Raw genomic sequence first — 21,691 nt, 5'->3', positions numbered from 1 at the left:
GGTCGGCTACCGCCTGCGGGCGACGATGGCCCTGGACGAAGGGCAGTACCGGATCGCCAACCTGGACCAGGTCACGTCGTGACCGCGGTGCTGGACACGACGCCGGAGCATTCGGAGACCGCGTCGACACCGGATTCGGTGCCGGCCTCCTGGTCCGCCCGGGTGGGCGCGCTGCTCGTCGACACCCTGCCCGGTGCCGGGGTGGTCGCGACCGCGGCGCTGCTGGCGCTGGCGACTCCGGCCGACGACGCGATGCGATGGGTGTTCACCGCCGTTGCGGGGGTGGCGCTCTTCGCGATGGCGGTCAACCGCTTGGTCCTGCCGCATGCCGTCGGATGGACGCTGGGTCGCGCCCTGTTCGGGCTGCGCGTTGCGCACCGCTCCGGGCGGCCGGTCGGGGTGGTGCGGCTGGCGGTGCGGGAGCTGGCGCACCTGCTCGACACCCTCGCGCTGGGTGTCGGCTGGCTGTGGCCGCTCTGGGACCGCCGCCGCCGGACCTTCGCCGATCTGCTGCTGCGCACCGAGGTGCACCGCGTCGTCGCACCGAACCGGGACATACGCCGGTTGGTGGCCGCAGTGCTCATCGGCGCCGCCGTCGTGTGCGCGGCGGCCGCGGGAGCGGCCTATGCCGTCGTCTACCGCCAGGAACGGGCGGTGGACGAGGCGCGTGCACAGATTGAAGAGCAGGGCCCGCGCATCGTCGAGCAGATGCTCAGTTACAGCGTGGACACGATGGACGAGGACTTCGACCGGGCGCAACAACTGACCACCGACGGCTACCGGCCGCAGCTGACCGCCCAGCAGCAGGCCCTGCGGAGCGGGCAGGCCACCAGCAACGAGTACTGGGCGGTCGCGTCGGCCGTGCTGACCAATCCGCCGGTCACACCCGACCGGGCCGCGATGCTGCTGGCGATGCAGGGGCAACGCGGCACCAACCCGGAGGACCTGCGGTTCATCACCGCCACCGTGCGCGTCGAGTTCGAGCGGTCCGCGCAAGGCCGATGGCAGGTCGCCGGCCTCACCGTGCTCAAGAAGCCGATGATGAGCGAGGCGGGGCAGTGAGTCCGCGGCGCAGGATCGACCTGAGCGTCGAGGGCAACGTCCACGATGCGGTGGGCGCCGGTTACTTCGATGTGCCACCGAGGAAGCCGCGCAGCTGGGGCCTCGCGCTGGTGGCCTCTGTATGCGCACTCGTCGTCACTGCGGCGATCGTGGGCAGCGCGCTGATGCTCGTCCGCCACGAGGCGGACCGCCGGGCCGCGCTCGAGGAAGCGGCGGCATTGGGGTACGCGCGGGAGTTCATGACGATGTACACGTCACTGGACCCGTTCAACGCCAACGCCTACGCCGACCGGGTGCTCGCCGAGGGAACCGGCGAGTTCGAGCAGAATTTCCGCGACAAGCTCAACGAGATCCTGATCCAGGTCGCACAGGCCGAACCCACCACCGGCAGCGTCCTCGAGGCCGGAGTGCAGCGGTGGAACGACGACGGCAGCGCCGACGTGCTCGTCGCGACCAAGGTGACGTCGAAGACACCGGACGGTAAGACCACGATCGAGAGCGGCAGCCGCTGGATCGCCACGACGACCAGGGAAGGACAGCAGTGGAAGATCAGCAACCTGATCCAGGTGATCTGACCGCCGATGCCGCCGAGGCGCCGAAGACCCCGGTCGGTAAGGCAGACCGTGGGAAGGCCCAGCCCGCCGCGACCGTCGACGAGACGCCGCCCGGGAACCCCGAGAAACCCGCCGAGAGCACGGAGGGCACTGACGGGGCGTCGCCCGGGATTTCCGACGAAGCGTCGTCTGCGGACACCGACGGTGAACCCGACAGTCCAGACGAGACGTCGCCCGACGCCGCGGACGACGCATCACCCACGGGCGCCGACGAGACCACCGACGGGAACCCCGACGACGTCGTGCTCGTCCCGCACCGCCCGGCGGGAAGACGGCTGACGGTGGCGGCGGTGGCTGCCGCGGCGCTGTTCGTCGGGTCAGCCGGGTTCGCCGGAGCGATGGTCCAGCCCTACCTGTCCGAGCGCGCCCTGGTAGCGACCAAGCTCGAGATCGCCCAGACCGCCGCCGAGGCCATCACGACACTGTGGACCTACACCCCCGAGGATATGGCGACGCTGGCCGACCGCGCGTCGCGCTACCTCGCCGGCGACTTCTCCGAGGAGTACACCCGCTACATCGACGCGATCGTCGAGCCCAACAAGCAGGCCCAGGTCACCAACAACACCCAGGTGGTCGGCGCCGCGGTGGAAAGCGTCTCCCCGCCCGATGCGCCCGAACAGGCCACCGCGATCGTCTACACCAACTCCGTGGCCACCAGCCCGGTCACCAAGAACATCCCGTCGCTTCGGTATCTGTCCTACCGGTTGACGATGGAGCGCGACGGCAGCCAGTGGCTGATCACCCGGATGTCGACGGTGACGTCGTTCGATCTGACCCCGCAGCTGTAACCGGGCCGTGAGCTTCGTCAAGCGCAATCCGCGGGCGCCGACGGGCTTCTTCGCCTGCGAGGCGGCCGGACTGCGCTGGTTGTCCGCCGCGGCCGACGGCGTGCCGTGCGCGCAGGTGGTGGCCGTCGACGACGCTGCCCTGACACTCGAGCGCCTGGCGGTTGGATCGCCCGACCGTGTCGCCGCCGAGGCGTTCGGCGCCCGTCTGGCTCACACGCACGACGCCGGCGCCGACGGCTTCGGGGCCGCCCCGGACAGCTGGACGGGGCCGGGGTTCTTCGGTCCGCTGCACCAACCGCTGCCGATGAGCTATGCCGCCGAGGCGAGCTGGGGCAGCTTCTACGCCGAGCGCCGGCTACGCCCGATGGCCGAGCGGGCCGCGTTGGACAGCGCCACCGCCGAGGACGTCGCCGCAGTCGCGGACCGTTGCGCCGCCGGTGATTTCGACGACGACGACCAACCCTGCCGACTGCACGGCGACCTGTGGAGCGGCAACGTCATGTGGACACCGGACGGCGTGGTGCTGATCGATCCGGCCGCCCACGGCGGGCACCGCGAATCCGACCTGGCCATGTTGGCGTTGTTCGGGTGCCCGTACCTCGACGCCGTGCTCGCGGGATATCAGCGCCACCATCCTCTGCGGTCGGGGTGGCGTGACCGCACGGGTCTGCACCAACTGTTCCCGCTGCTGGCGCATGTCGCGTTGTTCGGCGGTGGCTACCTGGCGCAGACCCGGGCCGCCGCGCGCAGCGCACTGGCGCTCAGTTGAACGCCAGCCACGCCGGTTGCGCGCGCTCACGGGAGTCGCACAGCACCGCCATCGTGTCGCAGGAGCCGCGCGGTGCGCCCGCCCCCGCCCACATCCCGCCGGTGTCGCGACGCAACACGATCGCCGAGGAGCCGCCACCGTCGAGCAGCACGGCGGTGTCGCTGCCCAGCCCGCGGAACAGATCCTGGATCTGGTCGGGGGTGTAGCTGCCGCCCTGGAAGACGTACATCTCGTCGCGGTCGCGCACATAGGCGATCGCGGTGCGCGCCGCGCTCGGCCCGGGGTCGTTGAGCTGGCCGGTGTCGCCCGGGGCGAGCAGCCCGAGGCCGGCGACGGCGACGAAGCGGGTGCCCTTGTCGATCAGCCCGGTCACCACGGGTGTCGCCGCGTCGTAGTCGTCATCGCTGCGCGGCGGTACGACGAACGGCGCCCCGGCGACCGGCAGGATCATCGTCGACAGCGCCATCCAGCGCTCGTCGCCGCCGGACAGACCCTGCTTGCCTGCGTAGGCCAGCGTGCCCGTCACCGCGACGTTGGTGCGGCCCAGGCCGCGGGTGTTGTCGACGTAGGCGCCCAGCGGCGAGCTGCAGCCGGTGGTCTTCCACGATCCGCCCTGCTGGCCGCGCACGTCGAAGAAGTTGGCATTGATCGCTATGGTGGGCTGGCCGAGGGCCTGCCAGGCTTGCAGCGGCGAGTAGATCTCGGCCGCCTGCCACAGCCCTTCGCCGGTGCGGGCGCGGGGATCGCGTTCACACCGAGCCTGATAGCCGGTGTGCGAATCGGCCAGCAGCCGCGGGGCCAACCGCTGCGAGGCGGCCTTGATGATCATCAGACGGCCGCCGTTGTTCAGCTCGTAGGAGCGACCGGACGCATCGGTCATCGGGGCCGGGAACCCGCCGCCGAAGTTGTACACCAGATACGAGCCCTGGGTGTTGGCGATCGCGGCGGCGAGCAGCTCGCGGGCGCTGGCGGCGCCGGCGACCGGAGCCGCGGCGGTGGCGGCGACGGCGGCCGTCAGCCCGGCGGCCACCGCACGGACGCCGAGCCGGCGGATGTTTGCCCCGCACCTGCGCACCGGCGGCTCCTCTCGGCGATCGGGCCGGCCTTGACGACTGGCACAACAACAGTAATCCCAGCAGAAACGGTGTCAACTTTCGTCACAGCAGCATCACAGGACCGTCGCGATTGCATCGCCGCGGCATTTGCTGAGGTCACGCACCGCGCGGCGGTGCCGAGGCCGGGAAGGCGGTGTCCGGGCGTGGATCGCACGGCTCATCGGGGTATCCGGTACCCATGGCTGCAGTTAACCGAGTCTCCCGGACCTTCGACGTCAGCCCGCCACCGCATGTCGTGGTCGACTACCTCAAGGATCTGGGCCACGCCGCACAGTGGGATCCCGGCACGCGCACCTGCGAACGCATCGACAACGGCCCGGTCGGGGAGGGCGCCTACTGGCACAACGTCTCGACGATGCTCGGGGTCACCGCCGAGACGACCTACAAGCTGTGCGAATTGACCGACCGCTCGGTCGTTTTCGTCGGTGAGAGCCGCTCGTCGACGGCGGTCGGCACCATCACCGTCGAGCCGGCCGGTGCCGGATCGACGGTCACCTATGAAGCCGAACTCGAGATGCACGGCTCAGCGAGACTGCTCAACCCGGTGATGAAGAAGGCGTTCGAAAAGCGTGCGGTCGGCACCCAGCGTCAGCTGACCGCCGTGCTGAATGCACTGGTGACCAGTTAGCTACGGCCGCGGCGGAGCCAGCCGGTAGATGGCGTCGGCGTCGTCGTCGGTGATGTACACCGCTCCGTCCGGTCCGGCCACCGCCGCCACCGGCCTGCCCCAACGGGAGCCGTCGGGATTCTGGAAGCCGCCGACGAAGGTCTGCTGAGCACCCAGCGTGCCGTCGCGCCACGGGTAGAACGACACCTCGGGCGGTCGTGGTGGCTGCCGATTCCACGAGCCGTGCACACCGATCAGTGCTCCCTGGCCATACGGCTCGGGGAGCGCGCCGTCGACGAACGTCATCCCCAGCGGCGCGGAGTGCGCGCCCATGCTCTGCTCGACCGGCGGGAGTGCCGCGCAGTCGAGCTCCTCGCCGTCGGGGTTGGTCTGGACGTCCCGGACGAACGGGAGGTCGGCCGGCCCGCCGGTGTTGTTGCAGTAGGGCCACCCCAACTCGCGGCCGGGCGTGAGCCGGGCGATCTGCTCGGGCGGGTTGTCGTCGACGTAGTCGGGCAGCACCTGGCCGTACTGCGGTCCGGGTTCGGGGAACGCCACGTTGTCCCGCCCGTTGTTCGCGGTCCAGACCGACCCGTCGGGCGCGACGGCAAGGCCGGTTCCGTTGCGCACGCCCGTCGCGAACGGCTCGGCGGGCCCGCCGCCCGGCGGCACCCGCATGATCGTCGCGCGCGGCGGGTCGGCGGTGCGGTCCTCGGCGGTGATGTTGCCCGTCGATCCGATCGAGAAATAGACGGCGCCGTCGGGGCCGACCGCGACGCTCTTGAGGGCGTGGGCGTACGCGCCCCGCAGCTCCGGACTCTCGGCATTGGGTAGGCCGCCCGCGATCACCCGCTGATTCGTCGCGGCGCCGTCGGCGTAGTCGTAGGCCGTGATCTGGTCGCTTTCGGCGACATACAGGGTGGAACCGTCGAAGGTCAGGCCGTGGGGCTGCTCGAGCCCGTCGAGCAGCACCGACTCCTCCGTACCGTCGGGGCCGGGGGTGAACCGCAGCACCCGGCCCTGCGCCGGAATCGAGACCAGCAGCTGGTCATCCGGTGTCCAGACGGCCAGCCGGGGGCGGGCCGTGCGCGCCCACACCGACATCGTCCAACCCTGCGGCACCTGAGCCCGGCGTTCCTGGTCGAACGGTGCGGCATCCAGACCGGGTCCGGCCTGCACGGTCACGGTTTCCGTGTGGGGCTGGGCCGATCCGTCGCGGGGCGCGCTGGACGGCGACCCGGGCGTCGGCGACTCCGTCGAGGGGGTGGTCGACGGCTCGGCCGACGGCGTGGCCGGATCGGGCTCCCCACCGCCGGTGCACCCGGCGGTCAGCAGCAGCGCTCCCGCCAGCAGCGCTCCGGTTCGCTTACGCCGCAGTGAGTCCCGCATGCATCTCCCAGACCAGAATCTCAGCGGGCGCGGTCGCGGTGACCCGCTGACCGCCCGAGGCGGTGAATCTCACCGCGTCACCCTGCTCGAGGGCGCCGGCTCCCTCCAGCGTCACGTCGCCCTGCGCCACGAACAGGTGCAGATACGGAGCGTCGGGCACCTGCACGCTCTGACCGGGCTGCAGGCGCGCCCCGTGCAGCGCGGCGTATCGGTTGCGGATGGTGATCGCCGCGGCGTCGCGGTGCTCGGGCATGCCCGACGCGATCGTGACCAGGTTGCCGCGCAGCAGCTCGTCGTCGATCTCGAGCTGCTGGTAGCCGGGGGTGATGCCGGACTCGTCGGGGACCACCCACATCTGCACGAAATGCACGGGCTCACTGTGTGATTGCTCGCCGGTCAACGTCCACGAGTCGTTCTTCTCCGAGTGCAGGATCCCGCGACCCGCCGACATCCGCTGCGCGAGGCCGGGGTAGATGACCCCGGAGTGCCCGGTCGAGTCCTGGTGCACGAGCGATCCGCGCAGCACCCAGGTGACGATCTCCATGTCGCGGTGCGGATGGGTGTCAAAGCCGGTGCCTGGGCTGACGATGTCGTCGTTGTTCACCAGCAGCAGGCCGTGATGGGTGTTGTCGGGGTCGTAGTGGCCGCCGAACGAGAAGGAGTGCTTGGAGTCGAGCCAGGCGATCTCGGTCTTGGCGCGGTCCTGGGCGCGACGGACGTCGACGATGCTGCGGGGGCTGGTCATGCGATCACTCCTCGGGAGTCCTTGCCAGCCTAGGTGGCCGGTACTGCACGCGACAACATGCATGACACGTCATGTATTCCCGGGCTAACCTGGCGGGGTGGAATGGCTCACCGACGAGCAGCAGCGGGTCTGGCGCAACTATCTGGCGATGAGCGGCGCGCTGAGCACCGCCATGCACCGCCAGCTGCAGTCCGATTGCGAGCTGTCGCTCGCCGATTACGACGTGCTGGTGGCGCTCTCGGAGCGGGGGCCGATGCGGATCAACGAGCTCGGCTCGCTGATCGGTTGGGAGCAGAGCAGGCTCTCGCATCAGCTGCGCCGGATGCGGGGCCGCGGACTGGTGGACCGGGAAGGCGATGACGACGACCGGCGCGGCGCCACGGTGACGATCACCGAGGCCGGCACCGGGGCGCTGCACACCGCGGCGCCGGGACACGTCGACCTGGTGCGTGACGTCGTGTTCGACGGTCTGTCGCCGACCCAGCTGGAGGCGTTCGGCGCGGCGATCGACACTGTGCTGGGCCGCCTGCGCCGCCACGCCCCCGAAGGTTAGGTACGCCCAGGCGACGAGGATTCGTCCAACGCTCCCTTGGGCCCGGTGACCCGTCCACGCCCCCGAGGGTTAGGTGTGCCCAGGCGAAGGGAGTCAGTTCAGCACGTCGGGCAGGTCGAACTTCGCGAACAGCGCGGTCTCCATGAAGGCGACCACATGCGCGATCCCCGTGTCCCGCACGTCGAGGACATGCAGCTGGAACGCCTCGTGCCGGCCGGTCTGCGGGTTGAGCATGTACAGCGCCGCGACCGGCTGACCGTTGGCGGTCGTGGTGAGGAATCGCATGTCGCCGGACTTCTCGGCCGGGCAGTGCGTCCTCGACAGCGTGACGATGTCGGCGGGGCCGTGATACCAGCCGTCGAAGGGCGGCATCTCCCACACCGCGTCGGCGGTGAACAACGCGGTCAGCTTGTCCAGGTCGTAGTTCTCGAAGGCCGTGATGTACTGGGCCAGCAGTTCGGCGGTCTCCGGGGACTCCGGCGCCAGCGCACGGTCATCGCGGCTGGGCTGCACCTCGTCGAGTTGCGCCCGGGCTCGCTGCAGCAGGCTGTTGACCGCGGCCGTGGACGCTCCCACCGCCTCGGCCACTTCGGCGGCCTTCCACTGCAGGACCTCGCGGAGCACCAGCACCGCACGCTGCCGTGGGGGCAGGTGCTGCAGAGCGGCGACGAACGCCAGGCGCACCGATTCGCGGGACTCGGCGATCACCGAGGGATCCGACGGATCCTCCCGGGGCGCATCCGGCAGTGGCTCCAGCCACGTGATCTCGTGATTCTGGGCGATCTCACCGGTCGGATCGGACGCGGGGGCGCCCAGGCCGGTGGGCAGCGGCCTGCGCTTGCGGCCCTCCAGTGACGTCAGGCAGGTGTTGGTGGCGATCCGGTACAACCACGTCCGCACCGACGACTTGCCCTCGAATCCGTCGTAGGACTTCCAGGCGCGCAGGTAGGTCTCCTGGACCAGGTCCTCGGCGTCGTGCAGGGATCCCGTCATCCGGTAACAGTGCGCCAGCAGCTCGCGCCGGAAGCGCTGCGCATCGGCCAGGAACGCCTCCCGGGACCCACCGTCCTCGACTGCCACCACGCTCACGTGACGCAGCTTACGCAGTGAGTCTGACAACCGGCTGCCTGCAGTTCAGGCACCGATGGGTAGGCCGGATAGTCTCTCGGGAATGGCCGTGACCCACTCCGAACACAGTTTCACCGGTGTCGGCGGCGTCCGCATCGTCTACGACGTGTGGACCCCCGACCAGCGCGAGCCCCGCGGCGTCGTGGTGCTCGCCCACGGATACGCCGAGCACGCCCGTCGCTACGACCACGTCGCAGCGCGTTTCGCCGACGCCGGTCTGATCACCTACGCGCTCGACCACCGTGGCCACGGCCGATCCGGCGGCAAGCGGGTGTATCTGCGCGATATCACCGAATACACCGCCGACTTCCACACCCTCGCCGGGACCGCCGCCTCCGAGCATCCCGGACTCAAGCGCATCGTCGTGGGGCACAGCATGGGCGGGGCCATCGTGTTCACCTACGGGGTCGAGCGCCCCGACGACTACGCGGCCATGGTGCTGTCCGGCCCGGCCGTCGCCGCCCAAGCCTCGGTGTCCCCGGTGATGGTGCTGGCGGCCAAGGCGCTGGGCCGGGTCGCGCCGGGGTTGCCGGTCGAGAACCTGCCGGCCGACGCGGTCTCGCGCGACCCGCAGGTCGTGGCGGCCTACGAGAACGATCCGCTGGTGTACCGCGGCAAGCTGCCCGCCGGCATCGCCAAGGCGCTCATCGGCGTCGGCGAAACGATGCCGCAGCGCGCCGCCGCGATCAGCGCCCCGCTGCTGGTGGTGCACGGCGAGGCCGACAAGCTGATCCCCGTCGAGGGCAGCAGGCGCCTGGTGGAGTGCGTGGGTTCAGACGACGTGCACCTCAAGAGCTACCCGGACCTCTACCACGAGGTGTTCAACGAGCCCGAACAGAATCTGGTGCTCGACGACGTCACGGCCTGGATCGAGTCGAAGCTGTGACGCGCTTCAAAGTTGCTGCGGCGCTGCTGCTTTCGTTGGTTCTGGCGCTGTCGGCCGGGTGCTCGTCGGACGCTTCGGGCGGCGACGCAGCACCGACCTGGGTCGACGAGGAGGTGACTTTCGAGGCCGACGGACTCACCCTGCACGGCACCTACCGTCACCGCGACGACGACCAGAGCGGACCCGCGGCGTTGCTGATCTCCGAGAGCGGCAACACCGACCGCAACGGCGACAACCTCGTCGCCGGGCCGATCGGCAACATGCGCCAGCTCGCCGAGCTGCTCTCCGAGCGCGGAGTCGCCAGCCTGCGCTACGACAAGGTCGGCACCGGTCGCACCGGGCTGGGACCCTACGAAGCGAACCCCAACGACGTCGTCAGCGCCGTCTACACCACGGGTGCGAAGTCCGCGATCCGGTTCCTGGCCGACCGTCCCGACGTCGACCAGGACCGGTTGTCGGTCTACGCCCTGGGCGAGGGCACCGTGCATGCGATGACGCTGGCCGGCGACACCAGCCCGGGTGCGCCGACGGTGCACTCGCTGGGCCTGTTCCAGCCGCTGCCGGGGCGCTACCTCGACATCATCAGCAACCGGGTCAAGGCCGACGGCTCCCCGGAGACGATCGCGGCCTGGGAGGCCGCCGTCGAGCAGGTTCGTGCGGACGGGACCGCGCCCGCCGAACTGCCCGACGGTCTCGGCGCCATCCTCAACCCGGGCAACGTCAAGGCGGTGGCCGAAGCCGACAAGATCGACCCCCTTGCCCTGGCCGCCGCCATTCCCGCCGGCACTCCCGTGTTGGTGACCTGCTCGGACTCCGACAACCAGGCGCTGTGCAGCGCCGTCCAGCCTCTGGTCGACGCGCTGGGGCACACCGACCTGACTCTGGTCGAGCTCGACGGCATCAACCACGTGCTGCGCGACGACCCCACCGACAACATCGCCAACTACGCCTCCGGGAAGCCGCTCTCGCCGCAGGTGGTCTCGGCCCTCGACGAGTTCGTGACCAAGTAGGACCGATGGGCCTGTGGATGAAAACCGCTGTGGGGACAGCGATGCGGACACGTCGTAGCGCCGACCTAACCTCGCGACCATGACAGACGACAAGATGCTGGCCCGTATTGCCGCGTTGCTGCGCCAGGCCGAGGGCACCGACAACCCGCACGAGGCCGAGGCGTTCATGGCCGCAGCCCAGCGGCTGGCCACCGCGACGTCGATCGATCTCGCCGTCGCGCGCTCGCACTCGGACAAGCGCACCGCAGCGCAGGCCCCGGTGCAGCGCACCATCACCATCGGTGAGGCCGGCACCCGCGGATTGCGCACTTACGTCCAGCTTTTCGTCTTGATCGCCGCCGCCAACGACGTCAAGTGCGACATCGCCTCCAACTCCACGTTCGTCTACGCCTACGGCTTCGCCGAGGAGATCGACACCAGCCACACGCTCTACACGAGCCTCGTGCTGCAGATGGTGCGGGCGTCCAACGACTACATCGCCTCCGGCGCGCACCGGCCGACCCCGACGATCACCGCCCGGATCAACTTCCAGCTCGCGTTCGGCGCCCGCGTCGGTAAGCGGCTGGCCGATGCGCGGGAACAGGCCCAGCAGGAGGCCACCAAGGGTCCGGCGGCGGCGCCGGGCACCGCGATCGCCCTGCGCGACAAGGATCTGGAGTTGAAGGACTACTACCGTCAGGCTTCCCGGGCGCGCGGGACGTGGCGCGCGACGAGTGCGACCGCCGGGTACTCGTCCGCCGCGCGGCAGGCCGGTGACCGGGCGGGCCGGCGGGCGCGGCTTGGCGGGAGTTCGGAGCTGAGCGGCGCCCGTCCGTCCCTGGAGCGATGACGGGAGACGCTCGACGCGGTACGGCCCGCGATGTGCAACGCGCGCGGGTCTATGCCGCCGAGAACTTCGTCCGGACGATGTTCGACCGGGCGGCCGAGCGCGGCAACCCCGTGGTGGACTTCTTCGGCGCCTCGTTGACGTTGCCCCCGGAGGCGAGGTTCTCGTCGTCGGAGACGGTGCAGCGGTACGTCGACGACGTGCTGGCCCATCCCGCGGTCCGCGAGAGGTGGCCGGGGGTCTCTCCGCTGCGGGTGCGTGCGCGTCGGGGACACACCGCCGCGCACTACGAGTGCACCGCCGACGCCGACGGACGCGACGAGGCTCGCGCCGCGGCGATCATCGCGGTGCCGGAGCGCGGTACCTCGTGGGCGCTGCGCGAGCTGGTGGTGCTGCACGAGATCGCCCACCACCTCGTTCACCAGGTGAACGAGACAGCCGCCGCGCACGGACACGAGTTCGTCGTCACGTTCTGTGAGCTGGCCGCCGCGGTCATGGGGCCGGAGGTGGCGCACGTCCTGCGGGTCGTCTACGCCAAGGAGGGCGCACGGTAGCGGCAGCCGGCGGAGGTACCGTCGGATCGTGACTGCCGACACCGACGCGGCGGCGTTGGACGACCTGTTCACCCGCCTCCTGCACACCGAGGACGACGCGCTGCGTGCGGCCCGCGACACCGCGACCAACGCGGGAATGCCGCCGATCGAGGTGTCGGCTCAGCACGCCAAGCTGTTGTCGCTGTTGGTGCGGATGGCCGGGGCACGCCGGGTTCTCGAGATCGGCACACTCGCCGGATACAGCACCATTGCGCTCGCCCGGGCCGTCGGGGCCGACGGTGCGGTGGTGTCACTCGAATACGATCCCGCCCACGCCGAGTTGGCCCGCGCCAACCTCGACCGAGCCGGTGTCGCCGACCGGGTGGAGGTCCTGGTCGGCGCCGCGCTGGACACGCTGCCGCAGCTGCAGGGCCGTGGCGAGCTGTTCGACCTGGTGTTCGTCGACGCCGACAAGGAGAACAACATCGCCTACGTCGAATGGGCGATCACGCTGGGCCGCCCCGGCACCGTGATCGTCGTCGACAACATCGCGCGGCACGGCCGGGTGCTCGACCCGGCGCCGTCGGACGCGCAGGCGCACGCCGTGCGGGACATGATCGAGATGATGGGCGCGCACCCCCGATTGGACACCGCCGCCATCCAGACCGTCGGCACCAAGGGTTGGGACGGTTTCGCGGTAGCGCTGGTCGACTAGCGGGCCGCCGACTCCCAGACCGCAGCGGCCGCCGCGGCGCGCAGCGCCTCGACGATCACCTCCTCGCGCAAGGTGAACCGATCCGTTGGCGCGGGCACCGAGACCGCCACGACGTGCCCGCCCGGTAGGCGGCCCGCGATCCCGGCCGCTGAGATGCCGGCGGTGTGTTCGTCGCGATCGAAGGCCAGGCCGCCGGCACGGACCGGCGAGATCTGGTCCCGCAGTCTTCGGGCCATGTCAGAGGACTGGCGTGCCAGCACCGCGTCGAGTTCGGCGTCGTCCAGCGCCGCCAGCGCGGCCTTCCCGTTGGCGGTGCCGAGCAACGGAAACCGTCCGCCGATCGCCGACACCGCCCGTAGGCGGTGCGTCGACTCGATCTGATCGACGAACCACATCTGGTCCCCCCGAAGCACCGAGACGTCCACCGTCTCACCCGTGGCGTCGGCCACGGCCTCGATCACCGGGCGCACCGCCGCTGCCAGGTGGGCGCCGTCTGCGCTGGACAGACCCAGCAGCCGATCGCCGAGGCGGTAGCGGCCGGCGCTGTCGACGGCCGCGAAACCGACGTCCACCAGGCCGACCAGCAGCCTGCGCGCCGTCGACTTCGCCAAACCGAGTTGGGCGCCGATGTCGACCAACCTCAGCTGACCCGGCGCCGTCGCGATCTCGTCCAACGCCGACGCGGCCCGGCTGAGTACCTGCAGACCGTCGCGGGACTCCGGATCGACCTGCCGATTCTCTTCCGCCGTCGCCATGAACCCACTATATTGATCCGCTGAACGGACCTTCAAGGTCCATTATCCGGATCGGAGCGCAGCGCTGTGAGCGAACTCCCTGCTGGACGCCACTTCTTCCGCGATGACGTGGGCTACGAAGAGGCCCGAGCAGCCACCGTGTGGAATGCGCGCACGCCGCAGCGCTGTCCGGACGTCGTGGTGCAGGCCACCGAGACCGCCGACGTGGTCGCCACGGTCCGGTACGCGCAGCGGCACGGCCTGAAGATCGGTGTCCGTTCCGGCGGGCACAGCTGGGCCGGCAACCACGTCCGTGACGGCGGGGTGCTCCTCGACGTCAGCCGCCTCGACGGCTGTGCGATCGACGCGTCCTCCCGAACCGCTGTGGTCGGCCCGGGCATGGGCGGCAGTGTGCTGGCCGGACGGCTGGCGGCGCAGGACCTGTTCTTCCCCGCGGGCCATTGCCAAGGCGTCTGCATCGGCGGCTACCTTCTGCAGGGCGGATACGGCTGGAACAGCCGCGTGCTCGGGCCGGCCTGCGAGAGCGTGCTGGGCCTCGATGTGGTCACCGCCGACGGGCAGTGCCTGCACATCGACCGGGACAACCACGCCGACCTCTACTGGGCGGCGCGCGGTGCCGGCCCCGGCTTCTTCGCAGTGGTCACCGCTTTCCACCTCGAGCTCTATCCGCGGCCGCCCGTCTGCGGCAGCAGTCTCTACGTCTATCCGATCGAGCTGGCAGACGAGATCTACCCCTGGGCCCGATCGATCAGCGCGGACGTGGACCGTCGAGTGGAATTGCAGATCGTCGCCTCGCGCACCGTCCCCGGCGCCGGCCTGGACACGCCGGGCATCGTGATGGCCTCGCCGGTGTTCGCCGACTCCGAAGCCGAAGCGGCCGCGGCGCTCTCGCTGCTGGAAACCTGCCCGGCGCGGGAGCGGGCACTGGTCGCGGTGCCGTATGCCCCCGCCGATCTCGACACCTGGTACGCGGGCGTGATGAGCAACTACCCGAGCGGATACCGCTACGCCACCGACAACATGTGGACCTCGGCGTCGGCGGACGACCTCATGCCGGGGATCGCCCGGATTCTCGAGACCATGCCCCCGCATCCCGCGCATTTCCTGTGGCTGAACTGGGGCCCTTCGCCGCAGCGTCAGGACATGGCCTACAGCCTCGAGGACGACATCTATCTGGCGCTCTACGGCGTGTGGCGCGACGCCGCCGACGACGGCGAGTACGCCGGCTGGGCCCGCACCAACATGGCGCAGATGGAACACCTGCAGACCGGAGTGCAGCTGGCCGACGAGAACCTCGGCGAACGGCCCGCGCCGTTCGCGAGCCCCGAGGCGATGGCCAGACTGGACCGGGTGCGAGCGGACTACGACCCCGACGGCCGATTCCACTCGTGGATGGGGCGGCCCTGATGGCGCAGGCCTATCTGGGCTACCGCGACGGAGACGCCGACACGGACTACGGCGCGTTCTTCGACCCCGAGATGGCGGCGCTTCCCGACCACGTTGTCACAGCTCTGCAGCACGGTCCGCAGGCCGACCAGGTGCTGCTCGAATTCGACCGGGCCGCAATGCTTCTCGACGAGGGCTACCAGCCGACCGAGACGGGGTACGGCTGGCTGCGCACGGGGGGCTTCCAGGTGTCGGTGCGCACCGACATGCCCGGGGTGACTCCGCAGATGTGGCAGTGGTGGTTCGGCTGGCACGGCAGCCAGACGAGACGCTACAAGCTGTGGCATCCCCGGGCGCACGCGTCGGCGCGCTGGGCCGACGGCGGTGGCGACGGCTCGTACGTCGGCCGCACGTCGCTGATCGAGGAGTACCTCGGATCGGCCTATGCCAAGGCCGCCATCCGGTTCCTCGAGCCCGCTGAGCTGGGGTTGGCGCCGGCGGCCGACGAGATCGCCGTCTGCGCACGTCTGGGCTCGTCGCAGGCTCCGGTCGACATCGGATGGTTCGTCCACCACGTGCGCCCGACTCCGGACGGCGCGGAGATGCGCTCACGCTTCTGGATGGGCGGACCGTGGATCACGGTCCGCGGGGTGGCCGGGACGGCGGACCGCCTGATCCGCCCGATCGCCGCGCGACAGCTGCCGGACCCGCGCGACCTGATGGTGCATTGCGCACAGGAGATGAACCACCTGGCCGGCTTCCTTCCGGAACTTCACCGACGGTTCAGCTGAGCCCTGCTGGGCTACCCCTGCGCCGTGTGGACAGTGAGCAGACGGATTGCAGCGCCGGCCGAGGACGTCTGGCGCCTCCTCGTCGATCCCGAGGTGTGGCCGCGCTGGGGCCCCACGGTGGTGGCCGCCGAGATCGACGGCGGCTTCCTGCGTCACGGGGCCACCGGGCGGGTGTGGACGCCGGTGGGTGTCCCGCTGCCGTTCACGATCACCGACTTCGAACCGGGCAGACACTGGTCGTGGCGAGTCGCCGGGGTTCCGGCCACCGGGCACAGCGTGGAACCGGACGGCGCGGGTTGCCGGGCGTGGATGAGCGCGCCGCTGTGGGCCCCGGCCTACCTGCCCGTCCTGCAGATCGCGCTGCGGCGAATCGACGAGATGGCGGTTCAAACCGGCGCTGGCGGGCAATAATCCCGTTACCAGGTCTCACCGAGCAAGGAGAGCAAAGTGATCGGAACCATTCTCGGCGCCATCATCGTCGGCCTGATCGTCGGCGCGCTGGCACGCCTCGTGATGCCGGGTAAGCAGAACATCGGCGTGATCATGACCATCGTGCTCGGCGCCCTGGGCTCGTTCCTGGGCAGCTGGCTGGTGTACTCGCTGGGCTACTCCAACAGCAACGGCGGATTCGAGATCATCCCGTTCTTGGTGGGCATCATCGTGGCGGTGCTGCTGATCGCCGCGTATCTGGGCATCACCGGACGCAAGAACGCCAATCCGAAGGTGTAGGAGGTCACCGCGACGTTGACGCGTCAGCGCGACGCGGCTGCCATGCGTGCCGCCAGCGCCACGTAGCTGACGGCGAAGGTGCGACGTAGCCACGTCACCACCCCGGGTCGACGGGTCACCTCGTCGCGCACCGCCGCCGCGAACACTCCGTAGCAGGCGAACACGACGAGCGTCACCGCCATGAACACCGCACTGAGCCGGAGCATCTGGGTCACCGCCGAGCCCTCGTCCGGTGCCACGAACTGCGGAAGAAACGCGAAGAAGAACAGCGTCAACTTCGGGTTGAGCAGGTTCACCGCCACCGCGGTGCCGACGATGCGCCACGTGCCTGGCGGCGCCGCAGGCTGGTTGACGGGCACGAACTCGGAGTCGTCGCGCCACATCGACCACGCCAGGTAGAGCAGGAATGCGATGCCGAGATACTTGAGCGTCTGAAACGCGACCGCGCTGCTGTGCAGCACAGCCGCCAGACCGGTGACCGCGGCCAGCATGTGCGGCACGATGCCCAGCGTGCAGCCGAGCGCGGCGACGGCCGCGGCCCGGCTGCCGTGGGCGAGGCCGGTGGCCACCGTGTACAGCGCCCCCGTACCCGGTGTGGCGACCACGACCAGCGTGGTGAGCAGGAACGCGACAGTCATCTAGCTGCAGACAGCACCGACGGCCGCGGAGCCGACCAGTTTCGTGTACTTGGCCAGCACACCGCTGGTGTATCGCGGCGGCAGCGGCTCGAAACCCGCTTTGCGGGCATCGAATTCGTCTTTGTCGACCAGAACGTCGAGTGTGCCCTTGCCGACGTCGAGTCGGATGCGGTCGCCGTCGCGCAGGAACGCGATCGGGCCGCCGTCCACGGCCTCGGGTGCGACGTGTCCGACGCAGAGACCGGTGGTGCCGCCGGAGAATCGGCCGTCGGTCATCAGCAGCACGTCCTTGCCCAGCCCGGCCCCCTTGATCGCGCCGGTGATCGCGAGCATCTCGCGCATACCGGGGCCGCCCTTGGGCCCCTCGTAGCGGATCACCACGACGTCGCCGGCCGTGATCGTGCCGTCCTCGAGCGCATCGAGGGCGGCTCGTTCACGCTCGAAAACCCGCGCTGTGCCCTCGAACACGTCGGAGTCGAAGCCGGCGGACTTGACCACCGCACCTTCAGGCGCCAGCGAACCGTGCAGGATCGTGATACCGCCGGTGGGATGGATGGGCCTCGACAGCGCGCGCAACACCTTGCCGTCGGGGTCGGGTGGCGCGATGTGAGAAAGGTTGTCGGCCATCGTCTTTCCGGTCACCGTCAGTACGTCGCCGTGCAGCAGGCCGGCGTCGAGCAGCGCCTTCATCACCACCGGAACGCCGCCGATGCGGTCGACGTCGTTCATCACGTAGGCGCCGAACGGTTTCACGTCGGCCAGGTGGGGCACCTTCGCCCCGATTCGCGTGAAGTCCTCCAGCGTCAGCTTCACGTTGGCCTCATAGGCGATGGCCAGCAGGTGCAGCACCGCGTTGGTGGAGCCGCCGAACGCCATCACGACCGCGATGGCGTTCTCGAACGCTTCTTTGGTCAGGATGTCGCGGGCGGTGATGCCGCGGCGCAGCAGTTCGACGACGGCCATCCCGCTCTTGCGGGCGTACCCGTCGCGACGACGGTCGGTGGCCGGCGGCGCGGCGCTGCCGGGCAGCGACATGCCCAGGGCCTCGGCCGCACTAGCCATGGTGTTGGCGGTGTACATGCCGCCACAGGCGCCCTCGCCCGGGCAGATGGCCCGTTCGATGGCGTCGACATCCTCGCGGGACATCAGGCCGCGGGCGCATGCCCCGACCGCCTCGAACGCGTCGATGATCGTGACGTCCTTCTCGGTGCCGTCGCTCAGCTTCGCCCGCCCCGGCAGGATCGATCCGGCGTAGAGGAAGACACTGGCCAGATCGAGGCGCGCGGCAGCCATGAGCATGCCGGGAAGCGACTTGTCGCAGCCGGCCAGCAACACCGAGCCGTCGAGCCGTTCGGCCTGCATGACGGTCTCGACGCTGTCGGCGATGATCTCGCGCGAGACCAGCGAGAAGTGCATGCCCTCGTGGCCCATCGAGATGCCGTCGGAGACCGAGATGGTGCCGAACTCCATCGGGAAGCCGCCGGCTTCGAAGACCCCGTCCTTGACCGCCTTGGCGAGCCGGTCCAGCGAGAGGTTGCACGGGGTGATCTCGTTCCACGAGGACGCCACACCGATCTGCGGTTTGGCGAAGTCGTCGTCGCCCATGCCGACCGCTCGTAACATGCCGCGCGCAGCGGCGCGTTCGAGCCCGTCGGTGACGTCGCGGCTACGGGGCTTGATGTCTGGCTGCGTACCGGGATCTGAGGGCATTCGTCGATTATGCGCCCGGGTGTTTGGCCCGGACAAACCGCTGGAGGTACCCCCTCGGGGTACCTGTACCCTGTCCGGTATGCGTTCCCTGACCAGTCGCTTCGTCGCCGGGTTGGCCGCGCTCGGGCTGGCATTGTTGTTGACCGCGTGTGGCAGCGACACGGCGGACGCCGGGCATTCAAGCCATCCCACCACGGACGAACCGGTCATCACCGGCGAGCCCGCGGGATACAACGCCGCCGATGTCGCCTTCGCCACGAACATGGTCCCGCACCACAAGCAGGCGGTCGACCTCGCCGCGATGGTTCCCGAGCGCAGTGCCAACAACGAGTTGGGCCGGCTCGCGAGCGAGATCACCGCCACGCAGGTGCCGGAGATCAACATCCTCAACGTGTTCCTGGTCCAGTGGAACGAGAACCCCGAAATCGGCAGTGGCGAGAACGGCGGTGAGCATGCCGCGCACGCCGAGCACGCCATGAAAGGCATGGTCGACCAGGCCACGATGACGCGGTTGGAGTCGCTGGAAGGCCCCGAGTTCGACAGGCTGTGGCTGGAGTCGATGATCAGCCATCACCAGGGCGCGGTGGAGATGGCCAAGGCGGAGGTCGCCGACGGCAAGAACGTCGACGCCATCGCGATGGCCGAGATGATGATCACCACCCAGGAGGCGGAGATCGCCCAGATGCAGCAGATGCTGGAGGAGATTCGGCCGTGAGCGACCAACCAATCGTGAGTGATGACCAACCGGTGAACCGCGATCGGGTCACCGACCAGTCCGACGCCGGAGGACACGGCTACTCGGCCCACAAGGAGAACTACGCCAAGCGGCTGCGCCGCATCGAGGGCCAGGTGCGCGGCATCGCCCGGATGATCGACGAGGACAAGTACTGCATCGACGTGCTCACTCAGATCAGTGCGGTGAACAGTGCTCTGCAGTCGGTCGCGCTCGGTCTGCTCGATGAGCACCTGGGCCACTGTGTGTCCCACGCCGTGGCGAGTGGCGGTTCCGAGGCGGACGCGAAGCTCGCCGAAGCGTCAGCGGCCATCGCCCGACTGGTGCGTTCCTGAATCGCGGGGCTGGTCAAAGCCAGCATCGCGATTCTGAAACCTAGCTCCGCGGATCAGGCGGATCGGGGTCACCGCGCAGTAGTTCGTCGGGGTGGTGCGCGTGGTTGATCCGCGCGGGTGTGGTGCCGTCGGACCAGGCCAGGCGGCCCTCGGCGGTGACGTGGGTCGTGAGATGACCCTTGGTGACCTCGGCGTGGTCGGGTCCGCAGGCGAAGAACAGCGCGTCGGCGTCGGTGCGTCCGTCAGCATTCCAGTCCGGGCTGTGGTGGACCTCGCAGTGATAGCCGGGTTGCAGGCAGTCGGGCCGGGTGCAGCCGCCGTCGCGCGCGTAGCAGATGATGCGCTGGTCGGTGGTCGCGATGCGGGCTTCGCGACCCAGGTAAAGCGGGCGCCCGGTGTGGTCGTCGAAGACCGCCAGGTAGTGGATGGCGTCGACAGCCATGCGGATGACGTCGCGCATGGGTAGCGCGCTACCACCGCCGGTGCGGGCCGGTGGGGGCATTGGCACCGCGGGGTCCGTCATGGCGTGGGCGGCCTGATGGAGCTCGGCCAGCGTGGTGCGCACGATCACGGTGACCGGATGTCCGCGGTGCGAACCCATCTGCCCGGACGCCATGCCGGCCTTGAGGCCGAGTTTGACACCGTCGTGGCGGCGCTGAGACATGCTGCGGTCATCGGGCGTCTCTTCGATCGAGCCGTCGGGCAGGTGCCGGCCCGGCCGGACCGCTGCGGTGACGGCTTCGAGGTAGGCCCGCGTCTCCGGGTCGATCCAGCCGGACAGCTTCGACATGCCGTCGGGCTGCTGCGGGCCCAGGGCCAGGCCGCGTCTGCGCGCTCGGTCGGATTCGTCGAAGTGTCCGTCGGGATTGAACAGGTCATCGAGATGGGTGCCGAGTTCCTTGACGAACGCGGCGTCGTGCTTGCTGGCTGCGCGGGCGAGCCTGGCTTCGATTTCAGCACGCTCGTCGGAGGAGGTGGAGGACGCCAGCTTCTTCATGGTTTCGCTGATGACGGCCAGGTGATCGTCGCCGATCGCCCCGGCTTCCACCGCCTTTGCGGTCGCGGGGAGCAGCGGTGGTAGCGGAGGGCCGGTGATCTGGCGGCGGGGCCGAATCTTCTCTGCCACCTTGATGCGGCGCTTGATCTCGAGATCGGAGATGCGCAACCGCGCGGCCAGCCGCTTGACCAGATCCGGCATCGGGGCGGTCTCGTCGGGCGGATCGGCGAGTTCGCCGACCACGCGGTACATCAGCCCCCGGTTGGTGCGGTGCTGCGTTTCCAGGCGCTCGGCCACCTGCGCGCGAAACCTGCTGCCGACGTCATCGGTGGACAACGCGCGCATCTCGGCGTGGGCGGCGTCGACCGCGTCGAGCAGCGCCATGAACCGCTCCTGTGCCGCCTCGGCGGTGACGAACTCACCCATGACCCGACGGTATCGAACGTCTGTGCGAACCTCGGCTGCTGTCGCTGTGAACGGCTCGATCTGTGGATGAATCCGCGATTGGGGACAACTCGGCCTGGGCTCCGCGCACAACTCGGCTGGGCTCAGCGCGCTGGGTGTGTGGCTCCCCGCGACTCGGCGTGGTTCAGCCCGCTACTCGGCTGGGCTCAGCGCGTTGGGTGTGTGGCTCCCCGCGACTCGGCGTGGTTCAGCCCGCTACTCGGTGTGGCACCGCCCATCGCCCGGCATGGCTCGGCCCAGGCCCGCCGTGGCTCGGCCCATGCCCGGCCCATACCCGGCGTGGCTCAGCCCAGTGCGTCCTCGATGCGCTGCACCTTCGCGGTGAGCTGACCGGTGAAGCCGGGGCGGATGTCGGCCTTGAGCACGAGGCTGACCCGTGGTGAGACCGCGGCGACCGCGTCGACGGCCTGCT

At 69.8% G+C, this 21,691-nt stretch carries 25 protein-coding genes and 1 pseudogene; 17 read left to right on the top strand and 9 right to left on the bottom strand.

All coding sequences use genetic code 11. The features are described from left to right. Positions 1-78 precede the first annotated feature (78 nt). Genes J3476_RS25365 through J3476_RS25350 form a run of 4 tightly spaced genes read left to right on the top strand, consistent with a single transcriptional unit; the run spans position 79 to position 3,233 of the window. A complete protein-coding gene (locus tag J3476_RS25365) occupies positions 79-1,062 on the top strand; it encodes an RDD family protein (protein ID WP_207069056.1) in 984 nt (327 codons plus the stop codon). Then, positions 1,059-1,637 (top strand): mammalian cell entry protein, encoded by a 579-nt coding sequence (locus J3476_RS25360; RefSeq protein ID WP_322486637.1) that lies wholly within the window; start codon positions 1,059-1,061, stop codon positions 1,635-1,637. The genes J3476_RS25365 and J3476_RS25360 overlap by 4 nt, the downstream gene beginning before the upstream one ends. Next, positions 1,604-2,464 carry a mammalian cell entry protein gene (locus J3476_RS25355; protein WP_207069055.1) on the top strand — a complete coding sequence of 287 codons (861 nt, stop codon included), beginning with the start codon at positions 1,604-1,606 and terminating at the stop codon, positions 2,462-2,464. The genes J3476_RS25360 and J3476_RS25355 overlap by 34 nt, the downstream gene beginning before the upstream one ends. Before the next feature lie 7 nt (positions 2,465-2,471). Then, positions 2,472-3,233, top strand: coding sequence for a fructosamine kinase family protein (locus J3476_RS25350; protein WP_207069054.1), 762 nt, complete (start codon positions 2,472-2,474; stop codon positions 3,231-3,233). Here the strand turns inward: J3476_RS25350 and J3476_RS25345 are convergent. Continuing rightward, on the bottom strand, positions 3,226-4,308 hold the full coding sequence (locus J3476_RS25345) for a phosphodiester glycosidase family protein (protein ID WP_207069053.1): 1,083 nt from the start codon (positions 4,306-4,308) through the stop codon (positions 3,226-3,228). The two genes, J3476_RS25350 and J3476_RS25345, sit on opposite strands and share 8 nt — an antisense overlap. Before the next feature lie 218 nt (positions 4,309-4,526). Here J3476_RS25345 and J3476_RS25340 point away from each other — a divergent pair, with 218 nt between their 5' ends. Then, entirely contained in the window at positions 4,527-4,976 is a 450-nt protein-coding gene (locus J3476_RS25340; protein ID WP_207069052.1) for an SRPBCC family protein, read from the top strand. Here J3476_RS25340 and J3476_RS25335 read toward each other — a convergent pair whose 3' ends face one another. Then, positions 4,977-6,344 (bottom strand): sorbosone dehydrogenase family protein, encoded by a 1,368-nt coding sequence (locus J3476_RS25335; protein WP_207069051.1) that lies wholly within the window; start codon positions 6,342-6,344, stop codon positions 4,977-4,979. Next, positions 6,322-7,089 (bottom strand): pirin-like bicupin family protein, encoded by a 768-nt coding sequence (locus tag J3476_RS25330; RefSeq protein ID WP_163672598.1) that lies wholly within the window; start codon positions 7,087-7,089, stop codon positions 6,322-6,324. Before J3476_RS25330 ends, J3476_RS25335 begins: the two co-directional genes overlap by 23 nt. A 97-nt stretch (positions 7,090-7,186) precedes the next feature. Here J3476_RS25330 and J3476_RS25325 point away from each other — a divergent pair, with 97 nt between their 5' ends. Then, positions 7,187-7,642 (top strand): MarR family winged helix-turn-helix transcriptional regulator, encoded by a 456-nt coding sequence (locus J3476_RS25325; RefSeq protein WP_163672600.1) that lies wholly within the window; start codon positions 7,187-7,189, stop codon positions 7,640-7,642. A 93-nt stretch (positions 7,643-7,735) separates the two neighbouring features. Here the strand turns inward: J3476_RS25325 and J3476_RS25320 are convergent, their stop codons facing one another. Continuing rightward, on the bottom strand, positions 7,736-8,761 hold the full coding sequence (locus J3476_RS25320) for a sigma-70 family RNA polymerase sigma factor (RefSeq protein ID WP_163672602.1): 1,026 nt from the start codon (positions 8,759-8,761) through the stop codon (positions 7,736-7,738). A 52-nt stretch (positions 8,762-8,813) separates the two neighbouring features. Between J3476_RS25320 and J3476_RS25315 the strand changes: the two genes are divergently transcribed. From J3476_RS25315 to J3476_RS25295, 5 genes are all read left to right on the top strand, one after another. Further along, complete coding sequence (locus tag J3476_RS25315; RefSeq protein WP_163672604.1) at positions 8,814-9,656, top strand: alpha/beta hydrolase; 843 nt, start codon at positions 8,814-8,816, stop codon at positions 9,654-9,656. Next, on the top strand, positions 9,653-10,666 hold the full coding sequence (locus J3476_RS25310; protein ID WP_207069050.1) for a hypothetical protein: 1,014 nt from the start codon (positions 9,653-9,655) through the stop codon (positions 10,664-10,666). The genes J3476_RS25315 and J3476_RS25310 overlap by 4 nt, the downstream gene beginning before the upstream one ends. A 79-nt stretch (positions 10,667-10,745) precedes the next feature. After that, positions 10,746-11,495 (top strand): DUF2786 domain-containing protein, encoded by a 750-nt coding sequence (locus J3476_RS25305; protein ID WP_163672609.1) that lies wholly within the window; start codon positions 10,746-10,748, stop codon positions 11,493-11,495. Beyond that, positions 11,492-12,046, top strand: a complete 555-nt coding sequence (locus tag J3476_RS25300) for a TIGR04338 family metallohydrolase (protein WP_163672611.1) — start codon at positions 11,492-11,494, stop codon at positions 12,044-12,046. Before J3476_RS25305 ends, J3476_RS25300 begins: the two co-directional genes overlap by 4 nt. Positions 12,047-12,074: 28 nt before the next feature. Beyond that, the gene (locus J3476_RS25295; protein ID WP_163672613.1) at positions 12,075-12,740 is read left to right on the top strand and encodes an O-methyltransferase; all 666 of its coding nucleotides are present in this window, start codon (positions 12,075-12,077) and stop codon (positions 12,738-12,740) included. Here J3476_RS25295 and J3476_RS25290 read toward each other — a convergent pair. Further along, positions 12,737-13,495 carry an IclR family transcriptional regulator gene (locus J3476_RS25290; protein WP_163672615.1) on the bottom strand — a complete coding sequence of 253 codons (759 nt, stop codon included), beginning with the start codon at positions 13,493-13,495 and terminating at the stop codon, positions 12,737-12,739. The genes J3476_RS25295 and J3476_RS25290 overlap by 4 nt on opposite strands. Positions 13,496-13,561: 66 nt before the next feature. Here J3476_RS25290 and J3476_RS25285 point away from each other — a divergent pair, with 66 nt between their 5' ends. Genes J3476_RS25285 through J3476_RS25270 form a run of 4 tightly spaced genes read left to right on the top strand, consistent with a single transcriptional unit; the run spans position 13,562 to position 16,401 of the window. Next, positions 13,562-14,902 (top strand): FAD-binding oxidoreductase, encoded by a 1,341-nt coding sequence (locus J3476_RS25285; RefSeq protein ID WP_207069049.1) that lies wholly within the window; start codon positions 13,562-13,564, stop codon positions 14,900-14,902. Beyond that, positions 14,899-15,672: a DAPG hydrolase family protein gene (locus J3476_RS25280; RefSeq protein WP_163679769.1), complete on the top strand. Its 774-nt coding sequence runs from the start codon at positions 14,899-14,901 to the stop codon at positions 15,670-15,672. Before J3476_RS25285 ends, J3476_RS25280 begins: the two co-directional genes overlap by 4 nt. 24 nt (positions 15,673-15,696) lie before the next feature. Further along, the gene (locus tag J3476_RS25275) at positions 15,697-16,083 is read left to right on the top strand and encodes an SRPBCC family protein (RefSeq protein WP_163672619.1); all 387 of its coding nucleotides are present in this window, start codon (positions 15,697-15,699) and stop codon (positions 16,081-16,083) included. A gap of 36 nt (positions 16,084-16,119) precedes the next feature. Next, positions 16,120-16,401 (top strand): GlsB/YeaQ/YmgE family stress response membrane protein, encoded by a 282-nt coding sequence (locus tag J3476_RS25270; RefSeq protein ID WP_152514965.1) that lies wholly within the window; start codon positions 16,120-16,122, stop codon positions 16,399-16,401. 23 nt (positions 16,402-16,424) lie between these two features. Here J3476_RS25270 and J3476_RS25265 read toward each other — a convergent pair whose 3' ends face one another. Both J3476_RS25265 and ilvD read right to left on the bottom strand, forming a co-directional pair. Further along, positions 16,425-17,039, bottom strand: a complete 615-nt coding sequence (locus tag J3476_RS25265; RefSeq protein ID WP_163672620.1) for a LysE family translocator — start codon at positions 17,037-17,039, stop codon at positions 16,425-16,427. Then, positions 17,040-18,749 carry a dihydroxy-acid dehydratase gene (gene ilvD / locus J3476_RS25260; protein WP_163672622.1) on the bottom strand — a complete coding sequence of 570 codons (1,710 nt, stop codon included), beginning with the start codon at positions 18,747-18,749 and terminating at the stop codon, positions 17,040-17,042. Positions 18,750-18,828: 79 nt separating this feature from the next. On the opposite strand from ilvD, the gene J3476_RS25255 reads away from it, so the two are divergent. Both J3476_RS25255 and J3476_RS25250 read left to right on the top strand, forming a co-directional pair. Beyond that, a complete protein-coding gene (locus tag J3476_RS25255) occupies positions 18,829-19,464 on the top strand; it encodes a DUF305 domain-containing protein (RefSeq protein ID WP_163672624.1) in 636 nt (211 codons plus the stop codon). A gap of 32 nt (positions 19,465-19,496) precedes the next feature. Then, positions 19,497-19,817: a metal-sensitive transcriptional regulator gene (locus tag J3476_RS25250; protein WP_207069057.1), complete on the top strand. Its 321-nt coding sequence runs from the start codon at positions 19,497-19,499 to the stop codon at positions 19,815-19,817. A 40-nt stretch (positions 19,818-19,857) separates the two neighbouring features. Here J3476_RS25250 and J3476_RS25245 read toward each other — a convergent pair whose 3' ends face one another. Together J3476_RS25245 and J3476_RS28090 are read right to left on the bottom strand one after the other, a co-directional pair. Beyond that, the gene (locus J3476_RS25245; RefSeq protein WP_207069048.1) at positions 19,858-21,240 is read right to left on the bottom strand and encodes a 13E12 repeat family protein; all 1,383 of its coding nucleotides are present in this window, start codon (positions 21,238-21,240) and stop codon (positions 19,858-19,860) included. 323 nt (positions 21,241-21,563) lie between these two features. Then, positions 21,564-21,691 (bottom strand): annotated as a pseudogene (locus J3476_RS28090) (thiamine-binding protein); the annotation flags it as partial.

The sequence above is a fragment of the Mycobacterium sp. PO1 genome (genome assembly GCF_017312405.1).
Classification (GTDB): Bacteria; Actinomycetota; Actinomycetes; order Mycobacteriales; family Mycobacteriaceae; genus Mycobacterium.
Note: the sequence above shows the minus strand (reverse complement) of the source record. Positions and strands in the feature narration are given on the sequence as shown.